Annotated in this window: 14 protein-coding genes; 6 read left to right on the top strand and 8 right to left on the bottom strand. The window is 73.4% G+C overall.

The window, feature by feature from the left end; translation table 11 throughout:
• Positions 1-62 precede the first annotated feature (62 nt).
• The 5 genes from ACWD26_RS24020 to ACWD26_RS24000 all read right to left on the bottom strand — a co-directional run bounded on the left by ACWD26_RS24020 (position 63) and on the right by ACWD26_RS24000 (position 6,549).
• Positions 63-1,148, bottom strand: coding sequence for a rod shape-determining protein (locus tag ACWD26_RS24020; RefSeq protein WP_451273558.1), 1,086 nt, complete (start codon positions 1,146-1,148; stop codon positions 63-65).
• A gap of 595 nt (positions 1,149-1,743) precedes the next feature.
• Entirely contained in the window at positions 1,744-2,100 is a 357-nt protein-coding gene (locus ACWD26_RS24015; protein WP_451273262.1) for a CU044_2847 family protein, read from the bottom strand.
• A gap of 95 nt (positions 2,101-2,195) precedes the next feature.
• The gene (locus ACWD26_RS24010) at positions 2,196-3,647 is read right to left on the bottom strand and encodes a carboxyl transferase domain-containing protein (protein ID WP_451273260.1); all 1,452 of its coding nucleotides are present in this window, start codon (positions 3,645-3,647) and stop codon (positions 2,196-2,198) included.
• Positions 3,640-5,127 carry an acyl-CoA synthetase gene (locus ACWD26_RS24005; protein ID WP_451273258.1) on the bottom strand — a complete coding sequence of 496 codons (1,488 nt, stop codon included), beginning with the start codon at positions 5,125-5,127 and terminating at the stop codon, positions 3,640-3,642. The genes ACWD26_RS24010 and ACWD26_RS24005 overlap by 8 nt, the downstream gene beginning before the upstream one ends.
• 60 nt (positions 5,128-5,187) lie before the next feature.
• Positions 5,188-6,549, bottom strand: coding sequence for an SLC13 family permease (locus ACWD26_RS24000; protein WP_451273256.1), 1,362 nt, complete (start codon positions 6,547-6,549; stop codon positions 5,188-5,190).
• A gap of 252 nt (positions 6,550-6,801) precedes the next feature.
• Between ACWD26_RS24000 and ACWD26_RS23995 the strand changes: the two genes are divergently transcribed.
• From ACWD26_RS23995 to ACWD26_RS23985, 3 genes are all read left to right on the top strand, one after another.
• The gene (locus tag ACWD26_RS23995; RefSeq protein ID WP_451273254.1) at positions 6,802-7,512 is read left to right on the top strand and encodes a FadR/GntR family transcriptional regulator; all 711 of its coding nucleotides are present in this window, start codon (positions 6,802-6,804) and stop codon (positions 7,510-7,512) included.
• Between the two features lie 105 nt (positions 7,513-7,617).
• Complete coding sequence (locus tag ACWD26_RS23990; protein WP_451273252.1) at positions 7,618-8,265, top strand: hypothetical protein; 648 nt, start codon at positions 7,618-7,620, stop codon at positions 8,263-8,265.
• Complete coding sequence (locus ACWD26_RS23985; RefSeq protein ID WP_451273250.1) at positions 8,235-9,278, top strand: nucleotidyl transferase AbiEii/AbiGii toxin family protein; 1,044 nt, start codon at positions 8,235-8,237, stop codon at positions 9,276-9,278. Before ACWD26_RS23990 ends, ACWD26_RS23985 begins: the two co-directional genes overlap by 31 nt.
• Here ACWD26_RS23985 and ACWD26_RS23980 read toward each other — a convergent pair.
• Complete coding sequence (locus ACWD26_RS23980) at positions 9,275-10,345, bottom strand: MerR family transcriptional regulator (RefSeq protein WP_451273248.1); 1,071 nt, start codon at positions 10,343-10,345, stop codon at positions 9,275-9,277. The two genes, ACWD26_RS23985 and ACWD26_RS23980, sit on opposite strands and share 4 nt — an antisense overlap.
• A gap of 288 nt (positions 10,346-10,633) precedes the next feature.
• On the opposite strand from ACWD26_RS23980, the gene ACWD26_RS23975 reads away from it, so the two are divergent.
• The 3 genes from ACWD26_RS23975 (at position 10,634) to ACWD26_RS23965 (ending at position 15,136) form a co-directional block, all read left to right on the top strand.
• Entirely contained in the window at positions 10,634-11,473 is an 840-nt protein-coding gene (locus tag ACWD26_RS23975) for a DUF3152 domain-containing protein (protein WP_451273247.1), read from the top strand.
• Positions 11,474-11,576: 103 nt separating this feature from the next.
• Complete coding sequence (locus tag ACWD26_RS23970) at positions 11,577-12,470, top strand: ATP-grasp domain-containing protein (protein ID WP_451273245.1); 894 nt, start codon at positions 11,577-11,579, stop codon at positions 12,468-12,470.
• Positions 12,471-12,607: 137 nt separating this feature from the next.
• Positions 12,608-15,136, top strand: a complete 2,529-nt coding sequence (locus ACWD26_RS23965; RefSeq protein ID WP_451273243.1) for a LuxR C-terminal-related transcriptional regulator — start codon at positions 12,608-12,610, stop codon at positions 15,134-15,136.
• Here the strand turns inward: ACWD26_RS23965 and ACWD26_RS23960 are convergent.
• Positions 15,094-15,561, bottom strand: coding sequence for a hypothetical protein (locus tag ACWD26_RS23960; protein WP_451273241.1), 468 nt, complete (start codon positions 15,559-15,561; stop codon positions 15,094-15,096). The genes ACWD26_RS23965 and ACWD26_RS23960 overlap by 43 nt on opposite strands.
• Positions 15,558-16,478, bottom strand: a complete 921-nt coding sequence (locus tag ACWD26_RS23955; RefSeq protein WP_451273239.1) for an MEDS domain-containing protein — start codon at positions 16,476-16,478, stop codon at positions 15,558-15,560. The genes ACWD26_RS23960 and ACWD26_RS23955 overlap by 4 nt, the downstream gene beginning before the upstream one ends.
• Positions 16,479-16,650 lie beyond the last annotated feature (172 nt).

The raw sequence follows: 16,650 nt of genomic DNA, 5'->3' as shown, positions 1-16,650 counted from the left end.
TGCCGGCCGCCCCCTGCGTGCTCCGGGTGCTGCCGCTCGGCGGGAACGGCGGCGGATACGCGTCAGTTCTCGTCCGCCGGGTCCTCGTCCGACGCGTCCTGGCTCGCTGGGTTCTGGTTCGCCGGGTACAGGCTGATGGGTTCGATGCGCCCCTCCAGCATGGCGCCGATGCCGAGGGCGGCGCAGACGTCGGGGCGTTCGGCGATGTGGACCGGCATGCCGGTGGCGTGGCGGAGCATCTGGTCGAAACCGGGGAGGAGGGCGCTGCCGCCGACCATCATGATGCCCCGGTCGGCGAGGTCGGCCACCAGGTCGGGCGGGCAGTCGCGGAGCACCGCGCCGATGCCGTCGACCACGGCGGTGAGAGGGGTCTGGATGGCGTCGCGCACGGCCGCGGTGTCCACCTGGACGGAACGGGCCAGCCCCGTCGCCACGTCCAGCCCGTGGATCTCGGTGGAGGTGGGGCCGTGCGGGGTGAGGCCGTTGCCGGAGAGGGCGAGCTGGAGCGGGCGTACGGACTGGCTGGGCAGCGTCAGCTCGTGCCGCAGGCGCAGGTGCTGCACGATCGCGTGGTCGATGGCCTCCCCGCCGACGGGGATGCGTACGGCGTTGACGACCGAGCCGAGGGAGAGGACGGCGAGCTGGGTGGCCGCCGCGCCACAGACCATGATCATGGTGGCCTCGGGCTGCTCGACGGGCAGGCCGCAGCCGACCGCCGCCGCGATGAGCGTGTCGACCAGCTCCACGCGGCGGGCACCGAGGCCCACCAGCGTCTCGATCGTGGCGCGCTGGGCGAGCGGGTCCGCGTCGTGCGGGGCGCAGGCGGCGGCGCGCAGGACGGGCTTGCGGCGCAGCGTACGGCGGACCTTGTCGCCCAGCAGTTGGCGCAGCATGCGCTGGGCCATCTCGATGTCGACGACCGTGCCGCCGGAGACGGGCCGGACGACCCGGATGTAGTCGGGCGTACGGCCCGTCATCTTCTCCGCGAACTCCCCGACGGCGATCAGCGCGCCCGTCCGGGTGTTCACGGCGGCCACGCTCGGCTGGTCCACCACCAGGCCCGCGCCCTTCACATACACGCGGGTCCGCGCGGCCCCCAGATCGACGCCGAAGTGGCAGCGGCGCAGCTGCTCCAGACTGGCGGTCATCGCGGTCATTGCGGATCCTCCCGAACACACGGGCCGTACGGACCGCCGCCGGTCGGCGGTTCCTGGGTTCCCTTGCATCGTGCGGGGGACGGGGGGCGGGGTGCCTGCTGGGGTGGGCCGGGTGGGGTGCGGCCGGACGGGTGGTTTTCCTGTGACGGTCCATCAGATCGGGAGGAGAGCCTGGTAGAGGGGGTTGAGTGAGGTGACCGTGTGCTCGCATCCGGCGCGGCGCAGCCGCCGGGCGAGCTGGCGGGTGCGGGCGTAGCCGATGAAGGGGAGGCCGAGGGCGGTGGCGGCCGTGAGCTCGGCGATCGAGGAAGCGATGGATGCGGCGCTCGGAGGGCCGGTAGAGCCGGATCAGGCGGCCGTCGAAGCAGAGCGGCACCGCCTGGGCCGGCCACCCGCGCAGGCCCTCCTGGACCGCCGCCCGCATCTCCGCGTCCGCGCCCTTCGGATGACGCCTACTGAAGCGCGACGCCCCTTCGTGGAAGTGTGCGAGGAGGAGCTCAGGCAGGTCGGTGGTGGCGTTCGGTGACGGGGAAGCAGGCTCCGGTGTCGCGTCCGCACCTGATTCTGGCGTGCCAGGATGCGCTGGTCATGAGGCCGGAGCGGTCCCCGAGGAGCCCTCGGTCGACTGGGGTGACCAGGAGAGTCTGACCACGAGATGACCTTCGACCGCGCTCTTCGCGATCAGGGCGCCCGCCTCCGCGGTGAGTTTCACACCGAACTCGATCTCGACGGCGTCCGGCTTCAGCGAGCCGTCCCGGAAGACCCGAAGGGCGGACTCGGCGGCCGTCCGTACGCCGTCCAGGGATCTCTCGAAGGTGCGGGTCGCCTGGACCGCTCCGTCGTCGCCACGCGCCACGAGGCGGGAACCGAACTCCTCCTGGGCCGCCGCCTCGACGGCGATCACTGCGCCGTCCTCGGTCCTGAACTCCACCAGGCCTTCCATGACGCCCCCGTCCGTCGTCGCCCGTGACGTGTCACCACTACCGCCAGGCCATTGTTACGGACGTGCCCGCGGTTGTCGTCGGTTTCCGTACTCCTTCACGCGTCGGCCGAGAGGCCGACGATCCCCCGTACCACTCCCAACTCCACCAGGTCCTGGGGTCGTACGCGGAGTTCGTCGGCCGTCGCCCGTACGTGGTCCGCCGGGCGTTTGAGGATCGCCGCCGCCAACTCCGGTGCGATCACCGAGAAGTAGCTGTCCGGGGTGGCCCAGGTGTTGTCGGGGGCGGCCAGGGCCAGGGCTCCGCCGGAGCCGCCCTCGCCGATGAGGAGGGTGGTGAGGGGGGTGCGGGCGGTGGCGACGGCGGTGAAGAGGTCGGCGATGGCGGGGCCCGCGCCCTGGCGTTCCGCTTCGGCGTCGTTCGCGGCGCCGGGGGTGTCGACGAGGGTCAGTACGGGGATGCCGAGGCGGTCGGCGAGGCGGATGAGGCGGGTGGCGGTGCGGTAGCCCGCCGGGCGGGTCGGGGTGCCGCACTGGGCCGCGTAGGCGATGGTCCGGCCCTCGTGTTCGCCGAAGCCGCACAGCATGCCGGGGTCGGTGCCGCCTGCGCGGTCCCCTTGCAGGGAGGCCCGGCGGGTGAAGTACGTGTCCAGGTAGGCCTCGGCTCGGGGGCGGTGGGGGGAGCGGGCGCGTTGTACGGCTTCCCAGCCTGTGGTGGGGAGGGGCGCCTTGGGGGGTGGCGGGTTCGGTTGCTTGGCGGCTGCCGGCCCGTGGGGGCTGGGCGCGCAGTTCCCCGCGCCCCTTGAGGGCCTACGGCCCTCGTGAGGGGCGGCGTGGGGTGGGAGGGCGTGGGGTGGGGGTGCCGGTTCTGTGGACGGGGCGGTCAGGAGGGTCAGCCAGAGGGTCAGTGTGTCGCGCAGGTCGGCCGGGGGGACCACCGCGTCGATCGAGCCCGCCGTGAGTTGGGACTCCGCCGTGTACGCCGCCGGGTCCGCGTTCGGGGGGCGGACCCGGGAGCCGGCGAAGGCGATCTGGGCGGTGGGGAGGGCGAGGACGATGTCGGCGCCGGCGCCGAGGGTGGCCCAGCCGCCGCCCGTCGTCGGGTCGCGGAGGACTGAGATCTGGGGCAGGCCGGCCTCCCTCGTCAGGGCCGACTCACGGGCCACGCGCTGGAGTTGGGTGAGGGCCCGCATCCCCTCCTGCATACGGCTGCCGCCGGTCGCGACCAGGGAGACGACCGGCAGACGGTGCTCGCGCGCGTACGTGTACGCCGCCTCCAGCCGGTCGCCGGTGCGTTCGCCGAGCGAGCCGCCCAGGAAGCCGAACTCGAAGGAGATGAGCACGGCCTGCGAGGTGTGGATCGTCGCCCGGCCCCACACCACCGACTCCTCCTCCCCGGTGCGCTCGGCGGCGCGGGTGCGCGAGGCGTGGTAGCCCTGCCAGGCGAGGGGGCCGTCCGGGGCGTACTCCCTTTCCGGCGTGGGGAGTTCCGTGAAGTCGTCCGTCAGGACGGTGATCGCCTCGCGGGCGGAGAAGCGTCGGTCACTCATCCGTCTTCAGCGCTCGCTTCATGATCTTGCCCATGTCGTTGCGGGGGAGGGCGGAGAGGTGGCGGACGGTTCGGGGGCGCTTGTGGGGGGCCAGGCGGGTGGCGACGTGGGACGCCAACTCATCGGCGGGTGGCGGGGATTCGGGGTCGGCCGGGACGATCCAGGCGACCACGCGTTCGCCGAGGTCGGGGTCCGGTTCGCCGGTGACGGCCGCTTCCCGTACCCCCGGGTGTTCCAGGAGCGCGTTCTCGATCTCGCCCGCGCCGATCTTGTAACCGCCGCTCTTGATGAGGTCGGTGGCCTTGCGGCCGACGATGCGTACGTAGCCGTCGGGGTCGCGGACGGCCATGTCGCCGGTGCGGAACCAGCCGTCGGGGGCGAACGCGGCGGCGGTCGCGTCGGGGCGGTTGAGGTACTCGGTGAAGAGGTTCGGGCCGCGTACCTGGATCTCGCCCACCGACTCGCCGTCGTACGCGGTGAGCGGGGTGCCGTCGTCCTCGACCAGCCTCAACTCCACGCCCGGCAGCGGTACTCCGACCGTGCCGGCGCGGGGTTCGCCGTCGGCGCGGACGCTGGTGTTCATGAGGGTCTCCGTCATGCCGTACCGCTCGATCACCCGGCGTCCGGTCGCCGCCGCGATCCGTTCGTGGTCGTGCACCGGCAGCGCGGCCGAGCCGGAGACGAGGAGGCGGGCGCGGCCGAGTGCCTTCGCCAGTTCCGGGTCCTCGGGCAGGGCCTCCGCGATGCGGTGGTACATCGTCGGCACGCCGAACAGCATCGTCGCGCCGGCCGACAGTTCCCGGGCGACGGCGGCCGTGTCGAACCTGCCCAGGTGGCGGACCTCTCCGGCGCGCCGCAGCGGGCCGAGGATGCCCAGGACCAGGCCGTGCACGTGGAAGAGGGGCAGGGCGTGGACCAGTACGTCGTCGGCGGTCCACCGCCAGGCGTCGGCCAGTGCGTCCAGGGTGGTAGTGATGGCGCGGCGGGGGATGACGGCGCCCTTGGGCGGGCCGGTGGTGCCGGAGGTGTAGACGACGAGGGCGGGGGCGGTGGGGGACGGTTCGTCCGGCGCGGGGTGCGGGGCCGGCGGCTCCTCCGACGCGGGGTGTGGGGCCGACCGCTCCCGTACGTCGATGTCTACGCGCTTCAACTCGCCTAGCGCTGAAGGGAGTTCGGCACCAGGTGGTGTGAGAACCAGTGTGGGGGCGCTGTCCTTCACGATGTGCCCCAGTTCGCTCTCGCCCGACTTCGGGTTGAGCGGTACGGCGGGGACGCCGGCCCGCAGCGCCGCCACGACGCCCACCGCCGTCTCCAGTGTCGGTGTCGCCCAGACGGCCACGCGGCCCGCGTCGCGGAGCCGGGCGGCGAGCGTGCCGGTCACGGCGGCCAACTCCGCGTACGTCAGGGAACGCTCGCCGAACCGGAGGGCGGGGTGGTCGGCCCTGGCGTCGTCGGTGAGGGCCGGGAAGAGAGAGGACACGTGTCGTACTCCTTGGTTGTCGCCGTCCGATGTACCGCTGTACCGCTACCGCGCGTGTGGCTACCCGAATCCCGGGACGACCAGCACCAGCCACACCACCGCGGGTACCACCGCCACCACGATCCCTCCGTAGATCATCAGCTGTCGGAAGAAACGCTCGCGGTCGACGTCCGGGGCGGCGGCCAGGACGAGCGCGCCGTTCGTGGAGAAGGGGCTCACGTCCACGACCGTCGCGGAGACGGCGAGGGCCGCGATCATGCCGACCGCGCCGATCTCGCCCTGGGCCAGGAACGGTACGGCCAGGGGGATCAGGGCGCCCATGATGCCGACGGACGAGGCGAAGGCCGAGACGATCGCGCCGATGTAGCAGAGCAGTACGGCGGCGAGGAGGGGGATGCCGATGTCGCTGACGCCCTCGCCGGCCCAGGTGATGGTGCCCATCTCGTCCAGTACGCCTACATAGGTGAGGACGCCGCAGATGAGGAGGACCGTGGGCCAGGCGATCTGGGTCACGGCCTTGCGGCTGTCGTCCGGCCAGAGGGCGCTGAGGAGGGCGGCGAGGGTGATGGCGGTCAGGCCTGCGTCCAGGTCGAAGGCGAGGACGGCGATGACCAGGGCGGCGAGGGTGGTGAGGGTGGCGATGCGGGCGGGGGTGAGCGTGGGGGTGGTTTCGGGGAGGGGGGTGCCGGTGGCTTCCGGGTGCCCGGGGGTGGTGTCGGCCGGGGGTTGGGCCCGCTGCTCGGCGGTACGAGGTGCCGCTGCGCCCACCGGTGCCGCCACAGCGGCACGATGGCCCGCAGCTGAGAGGGACGCGGCGGTGGACAGTTTCAGCCCCCCGAACAGCACGAACACCACCCCCGCGATCACGATGTTGGCGAGCAGGGACGTCAGGAACAGGGCCAGCTCGTTGCCGGGGAGGTTCTCGCGTTCGACGATGCCGTTGACGATCGTGCCGTAGATGCTGATCGGGGAGAAGCCGCCGCCCTGGGCGCCGTGGACGACCATCGCGCCCATCAGGAGGGGGCTGATGCCGTACCGCGCGGCGAAGCTGAGGGCGATCGGGGCGACGATCGCGACCGCGGCCGGGCTCACCGCGCCGATCGCCGTCAGCGCGCCGGTGAGGAAGAACATCACCCACGGGATCAGCGCCACCCGCCCCCGTACGAGCCGGATCGAGGCGTGGACGAGCCAGTCGGTGGTGCCGTTGGCGCGGGCGATGGCGAAGAGGTAGGTGACGCCGACGAGGACGACGAACAGATCGCCGGGGAAGCCGGCGAAGATGCCGTCCGCGTCGAGGTCGGCGACGAGTTCGCCCACCGCGAAGGCGGCGGCGAAGGCGAGCGCGCCCATGTTCACGGAGCGGGTGGTGGCGATGACGAACACCACGGCCAGGACGAGGATCGAGATGAGTTCGGGGGACATACGGGCTCCCGTCGTTGGGTCCCGGAACGGCACGAGAGGGGGAAGTATTGGAGTGGTTGAGTGGCCGAGTGGATGAGCCACTTACGGTTGGTCAGCGTGGGGGTGTACGACGGTGGCGTCAAGGGGTTGCGCAGGAATTGGTTCAGCCACTCGGCCATCGAGCCACTGGGGCGGGCCGGTGTTACGCTCCCGACGAGCGACGCCGGACGAGCCCCGGCGACGCCGTACGAGCCGGACGAGTAGGGGGACCCCGTGAGCGACGCCCTGCGCCCCATGGCCAAGCAGCGGCTCTACGAGCAGGTCCTCGACCGGCTGCGCCAGTACGTCGCCGAGGGCGGTCTGAAGGCCGGGGACCGGCTGCCGCCCGAGCGGGACCTGGCCCAGCGGCTGGGGGTGAGCCGGGCCTCGGTCAAGCAGGCGATCGTGGTGCTGGAGGTCCAGGGCCTGGTGGAGGCGCGGCACGGCGGCGGCACGTATCTCGTCCGCGACAGCCTCGACGTCGAGCCGGTCGAGAGGATGGTCGAACGGCGTCGGCGGCTGCCCGATGTGCTGGAGGCCCGCGAGGCGTTGGAGACCAAGCTCGCCGAACTGGCCGCCGAGCGCCGTACGGAGGACGACCTGGCCGCGATGCGGGACGCGCTCGCCCACATGGCCGGGGAGATCGAGCGGGACGGGCACGGCGTCGAGGGCGACCGGCTCTTCCACGCGGCGGTCACGGCGGCCGCGCACAGCAGTCTGCTCGCCGAGTTCATGCGCTCCATCGCCGACCAGATCGCCGAGAGCCGCACCGAGTCGCTGCGCCAGCCGGGCCGTCCCGACCGTTCCCTCGCCCAGCACCGGGCGATCCTCGACGCCATCGCCGCCCGGCAGCCCCAGCAGGCGGCCACGGCGATGCGCCGCCATGTCCGTACGGTCGCGAAGGTCCGCCTGCTGGACTGGGACCCGGGCGACTCGCCCTCCTGAGGGAGGCCTGGGACCACGGCCGGCCCCTCCCGGGGGACGTCGCGTTGTCAGTGGTCGTCAGTACAGTCGGCCTCCGGCAAGCGGACGGGTGGATGCGGGGCGGCGGTGCGGGATTTCGCGGGGGAGTTCGAGACCCATCTCACGGTGGTGTCCGAGTCTGTGGCGGGTGACGAGGGGCGGATACGCCGCTGGGCGGAGCGTCACCGGGTGAAGTACACGCGGATCGTGCTCGATCGGGGCACGACGCCCGACCAACCGATGCTGACGGTGCGTGGCTCAGGTGGCCTGTCGGCGCAGCGCGTGGCCGCGTCGGCGTGGGTCGAGCGGCTGGGCGCGGAGGGGTTCGGGGTCGCCCGGGTGAAGATCGAGGCGGCGCCGTGGAACGAGGACGTGCCGCGGACGGCCGCCGAGGCGCGGGCGCTCCCGCCCGGCTGTTACTTCGAGCACCACGTCAAGCTCGCCCTCGCCGACGAGACCGAGGTGGCGGCCGTGCGCGTCCTCGTCGAGCGGCACTCCGCCCATGTGTCGCGCAACGCCCGCCGCGATCTGGGCGGACGCGGTCACGAACGGTTCGTCACCCAGCGCTGCCGCGACGTCGGCCGCGCCGAGGCCCGCCGCCGTCTCGACGCCCTCCTCGACGCGCTCGCGGCGGCGGAGTTCAAGGCCGTGGAGGTGGAGGAGGAGTTCGTCGTCCACGACGACCGTCCGGCCCTGGACAGCGGGTGGATCGACGAGCGGGCGGCCGTCAGGTGACCCGCTCCCCGAACGGCGAGCGGTGGCGCGCAGCCCACCGGGCCGTGCTCGACCATCTGCTGCACCTCGTCGCCGGATCTCCCCTGGGCGGTGATCTCGTGCTGCGCGGAAGCATGGTCATGCCGGCGTGGGTCGGGGCCGCCGCGCGGGAGCCCGCCGACCTCGACTGGATCGTGCCGCAGCCCCTGCTGGTCCCGCTGGATCCCGCGCACCCGTATCCGTACGTGGAGGGGCTGGAGTCCGTACAGCAGTGGCCGGAGGCCGCCGACGGCGCCGGGCGGTACGAGATCTGGAAGTTCGAGGAGTTCGACACCGGCGGCCTGCGGCCGGCGGTGCCGCCCGAGGGGCTGCACTGGGTCGTCGAGGCGGAACCGGAGGAGCGCCCACCGCACCTGGCACTGCTCGACCTGGTGCGGGAACGGCCCGTGGCGGCGCCCGGCGTGGTGCTCGACGTGGACCGCGCCCAGCCGGACGGCACCTGGACCTACACGGAGTACGAGACCCCCGGCGTCCGCCTGATCATCCCCTGGTCGGCGGACGGCCTCCCGCCCGGCGAGGCGCGGCAGGACTTCGCCCGCGACGAGTGGCTCCCGGAGCTCCCCGTCTGGACGGCGATACCCCGCGGTGACGGCACCGGCCGGACCGTCGTACGCACCCCCGGCAGGGGCCTGTCCCTCGCCTGGAAGCTCCTGTGGCTGCACGCCGACTGCGCCGCCGAGGGACGCGCCGGGGCCAAGGACCTCTACGACGCGGTACTCCTCGCGGAAGCGGAAGCCACCCGGCTGCCCCCGCGACTGCTGCGCGAGGTGTTCCGCCGCGAACCGGGCGGGACGGCCACCGCCGACCCCCTGCGCCTGGACACCGTGGCACTGGACTCCGTGGACTGGGAGGCCTTCCGCGCGGCCCACCCCCAGGTGCGGGGCACGGCCGAGGAGTGGCTGGAGCGTCTGAGCCGGGCGCTGGAACAGCGCGGGGGCCTGCCGCACAGCGAGGCGATCGACAGCGGTCCCTAGCGCTGCGCGGCCCCCTTCCCCACCACGTCCGCCACCACGCAGCTCACGTTGTCCGGACCGCCCGCCTCGTTCGCCTCGGTGACGAGGGCGCGCACGGCCGCCTCGGGGTCGGCGACCGAGGCCAGGGTGCGCCGGATGGCCGGGTCGGGGACGACCGACGACAGGCCGTCGGAGCACAGGAGGTAGCGGTCGCCGGGGTGGGCGTCGTGGAGGCGCAGGTCGGGAGTGGCGATGGACTCGTTGGTGGTCAACGCCTTGAGGAGCAGGGCCCGTTGGGGGTGGGCGGTCGCCTCCTCGGCGGTCAGCCGGCCCTCGTCGACCATCGACTGGACGACGGTGTGGTCGTGGGTGATCCGGAACAGTTCGCCGCCGCGCAGCAGATACGCGCGGGAGTCGCCGATGTGGACGAGGGCGAGCTGGGAGCCGGTCCACAGCATCGCGGTCAGGGTCGTGCCGTCGTCCCCGGTCTCCGAGATGCCCCGTACGGCGTCGGTCGCGCCCCGCACCGCGTCCTCCAGCAGGTTCAGCACGCTGCCCGCGGGGAGGGTGTCGCGGTCCAGGGTCTTCAGCGCCTCCACGGCGGCGGTGCTCGCGGGGGCCCCGGCCGGGCCGAAGCCGTCGGCGACGGCGAGGACGCGGGTGCCCGCGTAGGCGGTGTCCTGGTTGGCGGCCCGGACCAGGCCGGTGTCGGAGAGAGCGGCGTAACGGAGTTCGAGCATCGCGGTGTCCTCCTCGGACGTGTGGGTGAGGTGGTCCACGAGGAAGGCAGCCAGATCGCGTCGGGTCGCCGTCTCGGCCTCGACCCCGGCCCAGTACGTGCGGATCTCCCGCGCCGCCGGACCCGGCTCCAGCGCGCACACCGTACGGATCCGGGCCAGCGGCATGCCGAGCCGGCGCAGCCAGGCCACCAGCCGGGCTTGCTCCAACTGCTCGGCGGCGTAGTAGCGGTAGCCGGTGTCGGGGTCGACCCGGGCCGGCCGCAGCAACTCCAGCTCGTCGTAGAGCCGCAGCGCCTTCGGTGACAGCCGGCTCGCCTTCGCGAAGGCCCCGATCGTCAGCATCTCCATGGCTCCCCCGGCTCCTCCCCGGTCCTGGCCGTTCCTCGTTCCGCGTTCGATGCTGAGGCTTCACCGAAGGTGAAGGTCAAGCGGCGAATCGGAACCCCGCCCGCCATCCGTTATCGTTTCGTGATCAGGTCGGCCACATCCGATCACATTCTGATCACACTCTGAAGGAACATGAGCGCGCACAAAGCAACACCTTCCAGTAGTCGTCGGCGGCGCAAGGGTTCCGGACGCCGGAAGAAGGGGCCCGCGCGCTGGGCCAAGGGTCCTCTGTGGGGTGGGCTGGGGGCGATGGCCGTCCTCGGTGCCGCCGGCTTCGCGGCCGTGGGCTGGACGTCGGGCGGCGCGGGGGAGTTAACCGACGAGGCCGGGGCCACCGCGTCCGCCGACCCCTCGCCCGAGCGGTCCCGGCGCACACCCGGCCCCAGCCCGGACATCGGCTCCAGCCCCCAGGGCGGCTCCGGTGCTCCCGGCTCCAGCGCTCCCGGCAGTCCCTCCTCCTCGCCCAGCGCGTCACCGAGCGGGTCCCCCGGCACCTCGTCACCCAGCGGGTCCCCGGTCACCATCCCCAGGAACGGGCCGGGGACCTTCACCACCGCCTCCGGCGGCAGCGCCAAGGTCGGGAAGGGCACGCCCCTGCGCTACCGGGTCGACATCGAGAAGGGCCTGTCGCTGTCGGCCGCCGCCGTCGCCGAGGAGGTGGAGGCCGTCCTCGCCCACCCGCGCGGCTGGACCGCCGACGGCGAGTCGGCCTTCCAGCGGGTCTCCGGCGGCGCCACCGACTTCGTCGTCAAGGTCGCGACCCCCGGCACCGTCGACGACATCTGCGGCAGGGCGGGACTGAACACCCGCGGCGAGTACAACTGCAGGGCCGGCGACGACGTCATGGTCAACCTCGAACGCTGGGAACTGGCGACCCCCGTCTACGCCGACGACGTCAAGGCCTACCGCGCCCTGATCATCAACCACGAGGTCGGCCACTTCCTCGACCACGGCCACGTCACCTGCCCCGGCGCGGGCAAGCCCGCCCCGGCGATGATGCAGCAGATCAAGGGCATGAAGGGCTGCGTCCCCAACGTCTGGCCGTACGACGACGAGGGCCGCCTCATCACCGGGCCGGCCGTCCCCTGAGCCGGGGCTCCCGGCCGGAGACTCCGTTCGCGAACCCGTTCCCCTCCCGTCTCCCGTGCTTGTTAGCCTGCGCGGACCCCGCACGTACGAGATTGGAGCCCCCGTGGCCCGCACAGCCGCCGCCCCCCGTATCGCCGTCGCCACCTACGACCCCGGGCCGGCGGCCAGCGTCGACCGGGATCTGCCGGTGCTGGTGGGGGCGCTCAGGGAGGCCGGGGCGGACGCGGCGGCCGTGCGCTGGGACGATCCGGCGGCCGACTGGGCCGGCCACGACCTCGTCGTCATCCGCTCCACCTGGGACTACAGCTGGCGCGCGGCCGAGTTCGTGGCCTGGGCGGCGAAGGTCGGCGAGGCCACCCGGCTCGCCAACCCGGCCGAGGTCGTGCGCTGGAACACCGACAAGCGGTACATCGGGGACCTCGCCCGGGCCGGGGTGCCCGTCGTGCCGACGGACTATCTCGCGCCGGGCGACCCCGTGGACCTCCCGGTGGCACACGAGTACGTCGTGAAGCCCACCTCCGGCGCGGGCGCCCGGTTCGCCGCGCGGTACGCCCCCGGGCAGCGGGAGACCGCCCTCCGGCATGTCGAGCGGATGCACTCCGAGGGGCTCACCGCGATGGTGCAGCCGTTCGTGACGAGCATCGACACGGAGGGGGAGCGGGCCCTGCAGTTCTTCGGGGGCCGCCTGCTGCACGCCAGCCGCAAGGGGGCGGTGCTCACGCCCGGCACGGCGTACGACGCCGACAAGACCGCCCACCCGAACCTGGAGCGCTGGACCCCCACCGAGGCCGAACTGTCCGTCGCCGAGCGGGCCTTGGCCGCCGTACCGGGCGCGGCGGAGCTGCTGTACGCGCGCGTCGACCTCGTCACCGGAGAGGACGGGCGGCCGTGGGTGATGGAGCTGGAGCTCGTCGAGCCCAACCTCTTCCTGTGGCTGCACACCGAGTCGCTGCCCCACGTGGTCGAGGCGATCCTCGCGGCGGCGGCCGACGGCTGACCCCCCGGCCCCGTACCGGAACCGGCAAGGCCCCCTCACCCGAAGAGGCGGCAAATCCACGAAGGGCACGTTCCGCCCGTGCCCGCTGCCTACCCTTCGGGGTTACAACAGCGCGTACGGGAACCACAACTGAGGGCGTGACCAGGGTCGTGGGCGGATCGGAGTCGCGGCGCACTTCCGGTTTCCCGGCGGAGCTGACGAGCTTCGTGGGGCGACGGGACGAGGCGGCGGATGTCAGACGGTTGTTGTCGGCGGGCAGGCTGCTGACGCTGACGGGACCCGGCGGGGTGGGCAAGACCCGGCTCGCCGGGCATGTGGCGGGACAGGTCGCACGGGCCTTCCCGGACGGCGTGTGGCTCGTACCGCTGGCCGCGCTGCGCGACGAGGCGTTCGTCCCGCACGCCGTGAACGACGCGCTCGGCGTCCGCAACGAGACCGTACGGCGCCCGCTGGAGATCCTCGTCGACCATCTGCGCGAGCGCCGGTTATTGATCGTCCTCGACAACTGCGAGCACCTGCTGCGCAGTTGCGCGGTCCTCGCCGGGACCGTACTGGCGGCCACCGAGGGTGTACGGATCCTCGCCACCAGCCGGCACCGGCTCGGGCTGGCCGGGGAACAGCTCTACGAGGTGCCGCCGCTGCCCGCGCCGGCCCCGGAGGAGCTGAGCCCGTCGGCGGTCGAGTCCTTCCCCGCGCTGCGGTTGTTCGCCGACCGGGCGGCGGCCGTGGTCCCCGGGTTCACGGTCGGTGAGGACAACCAGCAGGCCGTGGCCCGGCTCTGCCGCCGCCTCGACGGGCTGCCGCTCGCCATCGAGCTGGCGGCGGTACGGGTGCGCGCGCTCGGCGTGGACCAGCTCGTCGAACGCCTCGACGACCGCTACCAGCTCCTCACCGGCGGCAGCCCCACCTCCGCGCCCCGCCATCGCACCCTGCGCTCGGCGGTCGACTGGAGCCATGAACTGTGCACCCCGCAGGAGAAGTTGGTGTGGGCGTGGCTGTCGGTGTTCGTCGGCGGCTTCGACCTGGCCGCCGCCGAGGCCGTCTGCGGCGGGGACGGCGTCGACGCGCGTGACGTCCTGGACGCCGTCGCCGGGCTCGTCGACAAGTCGGTGCTCGTCCGGGAGGAGCGTGCGGGCCAGGTGCGCTACCGGCTGCTGGTCTCCCTGCGCGACTACGGGCTGGAGAAACTGCACGACCTGGGCGAGGCCACCGAGACCCGGCGGCGGCACCGGGACCACTTCGCACGGTTGGGCGCGGAGTACGAGCAGGCCTGGTTCGGCCCCGACCAGGTGGAGATCACCGAGCGGCTGCGGATCGACCAGGACAACTTCCGGGCCGCCCTGGACTTCTGTCTCACCACCCCGGGCGAGGCCCAGCACGGGCTGCGGCTGGCCGCCGGTCTGTGGTTCCACTGGGTCGCGGGCGGCATCTGGGGCGAGGGCCGGCACTGGATGGACGGCGCGCTGCGGGCCGGGGCCCGGCCGGACGAGGCCCTGACCCGGGCCATGTGGGCGGGCGCCCTGACGTCGCTGGTCCACAGCCGCTCCGCCGCCGTGCTCGCCGGCCTCGACCCGGCGCACATCGCGGCCGTGGCCGACGAGGAACTCCCGGTGCCCGCGCCCCCGCCCGTGCCGGCCGGCGCGCTCGGCCCCGGCCGGGCCCGGGCCTGCACCGCCTTCGTGGTCCTCACCCGTGTCGAACTGGCCTGCACCCTCGTCAGCCGGGGCCGCGCGACGGAGGCGATCCCGCTGTGCGCCGAGGCCGTCGCCCTCTGCGAGGCCCACGGCGAACAGTGGGCCCGCTCCTGGGCGTTGCGCACCCTCGCCCTCGCGCACTGGGCGGCCGGGCAGTACGACCGCGCCGCCGACCACGCCCGCGCCTGTCTGCGGCTGCCGTACACCCTGCGGCAGCACCAGGGCCTCGCCCGCACCCTCGACCTGCTCGCCGCGGCCGAGTCCCTGGCGGGCAACGCCGAGCGGGCCGGCGTCCTGCACGGCGCCGTCGACCGCATCTGGCACGACATCGGCGGCAACCCCATGGAGTTCCTCCAGCCGGGCCGTCCCCGCGCCGCCGAGCACCACGCCCGCCGCGTCCTCGGCGACCGCGCCTATGCCCTGGCCCACCGCCGCGGCGGCTGCCTGACGACGGAGGAGGCGGTGGCCTACGCCCTCGGCGAGCCGGGGGAGGCCCCGGGTGCCGGCGCGCGCACCAACGGGCGCCGGGACGGCTTCGCTTCCGGCGGGCGGGAGGGCTCGGCGTTCGGCGGACGGCGGGAGGGCTCCGCTTCCGGCGCACGACGGGACGGCCCGGCCACCGGCGGACGGCCGGAGAACCCGACTCCCGGAGTACGCGCGGGCGAGGCCACCGCCGCACGCCGTAGTGCCGGACCCGGCAGCCGGGAAGGTTCCGCCTCGTTCGGGCCCTCGGCGGACCCGGTCTCGGCGAGGACCCCCGACCTCGTCGCCGACCCGGTCCCGCTCACCCGGCGGGAGCTCCAGGTCGCGGCCCTCGTCGCCCAGGGCCGTACCAACAAGCAGATCGCCGACCATCTCGTCATCGCCCGCCGCACCGCCGAGGGTCATGTCGAACGCATCCTCGTGAAGCTGGGCTTCCACAACCGCAGTCAGGTGGCGGCCTGGTTCAGCGCGCGGGCGGGGTCGTCGTAGCACGGGCCGGGGGCGCCGATGCCGTCGCGACGGCCGGGGCCGACAGAGGTACGGACAGCGTGGCCACGGTGCCCCGGCCGGAGGTGCGGAACCGGAGGCGGCCGACGCCGTCGATCAGCGGCGAGACGCGACCCGTGCCGCCCGGCTGCCCGTGCCGGAGGCCCGGCACCGCCGTTCGACGCGGGCCCGGGCCCGCCGTCCCTCACCTCGCAGCGCAACTCACCCTCCCTCACCCGAAGTTCGGCGACCGCAGACCCGCCACCGCGCAGCACGGCGTTCGTCGAGATCTCCAACGCGGCCTGCAGAAAGGCGTTCCTGACGGCGGCGGTGACACGGGCCCGGAGCGCGGCCTCCTCGACCAGGGCGCGGACCAGGGGGAGTTCGCTCCGGCCGAACTCCCTGCGCAGCCTCAGCCCCTCGCTCACCCGGCGTCACCCTCCTCTCCTTCCGCCTCCACGCTGACCACCAGCTGGGGCACCTCGCCGGCGCCCAGCTGGTCCAGGACCAGACCCAGCAGCTCGCCGCAGCGCACGGTGACCTCGCTGCCGGACGGCAGTGACGCGGCGAGGCTGATCAGCTGCCAGGCGCAGTGGGCCTCCATGAAGCACAGATCACGCAGGTCGAGGACCAAGTGGCTGGGGCCGGAGTCGTCACGGCGTTCCAGCGCCTCGCGCAGGGCCTCGACGAACGCGGTACGGGTGCTCAGCTCCGCGGTGCCGGCGATCCGCCCGCCGTCCGGGGTCTCGGTGGCCTCCAGTGAGTCGAGGCGTTCCATGACCCGCAGCGGATGGACCCTGTCGACGCGCGCCGTCAGGTCGTCGTCGAACCGCTGTCGGTCGTACCAGCAGATCGCGGTGAACAGCGGGTCGGTGAACAGCGGCGCCACCGACGCCTCGTAGTCCACCAGCCGGTCGTGGTCGAGATTCACCCGGGGCGCCCAGCTCATGTCGGCGGCGATCCGCAGCCCCGCCCAGCCCTCGTCGCGCGCGCGGACGACCTCGGAGGCGTACGCGTCCATCGTGCGCTCCTCCTGGAAGCGGCCGTCGGGGACGTAGATCTCCGTGTTGCGCTTGAGCGACAGCTGACCGCCGGCCCGCGCCGCCACGACCTGCCCGCTGCCCCCGTCCAGCAGCGCGACCACCTCGTCGTCGGTGAGGTCGTCCGGGTCCGTGACCAGCAGGATCTTCTCCCCGCGCGCCAGACTCGTCCGGGTGTACGCGGTGAACACCTTCCACGGCGAGTCCCCGGCCCCCTCAATGTCCCCCGGCCCCATACAGGCGTGATCCCCGAGCCGCAGCCGCTCGACGGGCACGGTTCGCTCCGCGGGGTGCTGGGACGTCATGGGGGTGCCTTCCGTGAGGATCAGGACTCTGCACGGACAGTAGGCGCATATGCGATGCCAACGGCCGGATGATCGCCAATCTTCCGTTTGGGCGCCTTTTGGGACCGGACGATGACAAGGCTGACCGATAGCGTGCGCGACCTGACAGGACGCGACCAGCTGCATGGTGGGG

It is taken from the genome of Streptomyces sp. NPDC002787 (genome assembly GCF_053592095.1).
Note: the sequence above shows the minus strand (reverse complement) of the source record. Positions and strands in the feature narration are given on the sequence as shown.

Bases quoted from the DNA above. Each gene is read 5' to 3' on its own strand.
- ACWD26_RS24020 (WP_451273558.1), bottom strand. From the start codon at position 1,148: ATGACCGCCAGTCTGGAGCAGCTGCGCCGCTGCCACTTCGGCGTCGAT.
- ACWD26_RS24015 (WP_451273262.1), bottom strand. From the start codon at position 2,100: ATGGAAGGCCTGGTGGAGTTCAGGACCGAGGACGGCGCAGTGATCGCC.
- ACWD26_RS24010 (WP_451273260.1), bottom strand. From the start codon at position 3,647: ATGAGTGACCGACGCTTCTCCGCCCGCGAGGCGATCACCGTCCTGACG.
- ACWD26_RS24000 (WP_451273256.1), bottom strand. From the start codon at position 6,549: ATGTCCCCCGAACTCATCTCGATCCTCGTCCTGGCCGTGGTGTTCGTC.
- ACWD26_RS23980 (WP_451273248.1), bottom strand. From the start codon at position 10,345: ATGGAGATGCTGACGATCGGGGCCTTCGCGAAGGCGAGCCGGCTGTCA.
- ACWD26_RS23975 (WP_451273247.1), top strand. From the start codon at position 10,634: ATGGCCGTCCTCGGTGCCGCCGGCTTCGCGGCCGTGGGCTGGACGTCG.
- ACWD26_RS23955 (WP_451273239.1), bottom strand. From the start codon at position 16,478: ATGACGTCCCAGCACCCCGCGGAGCGAACCGTGCCCGTCGAGCGGCTG.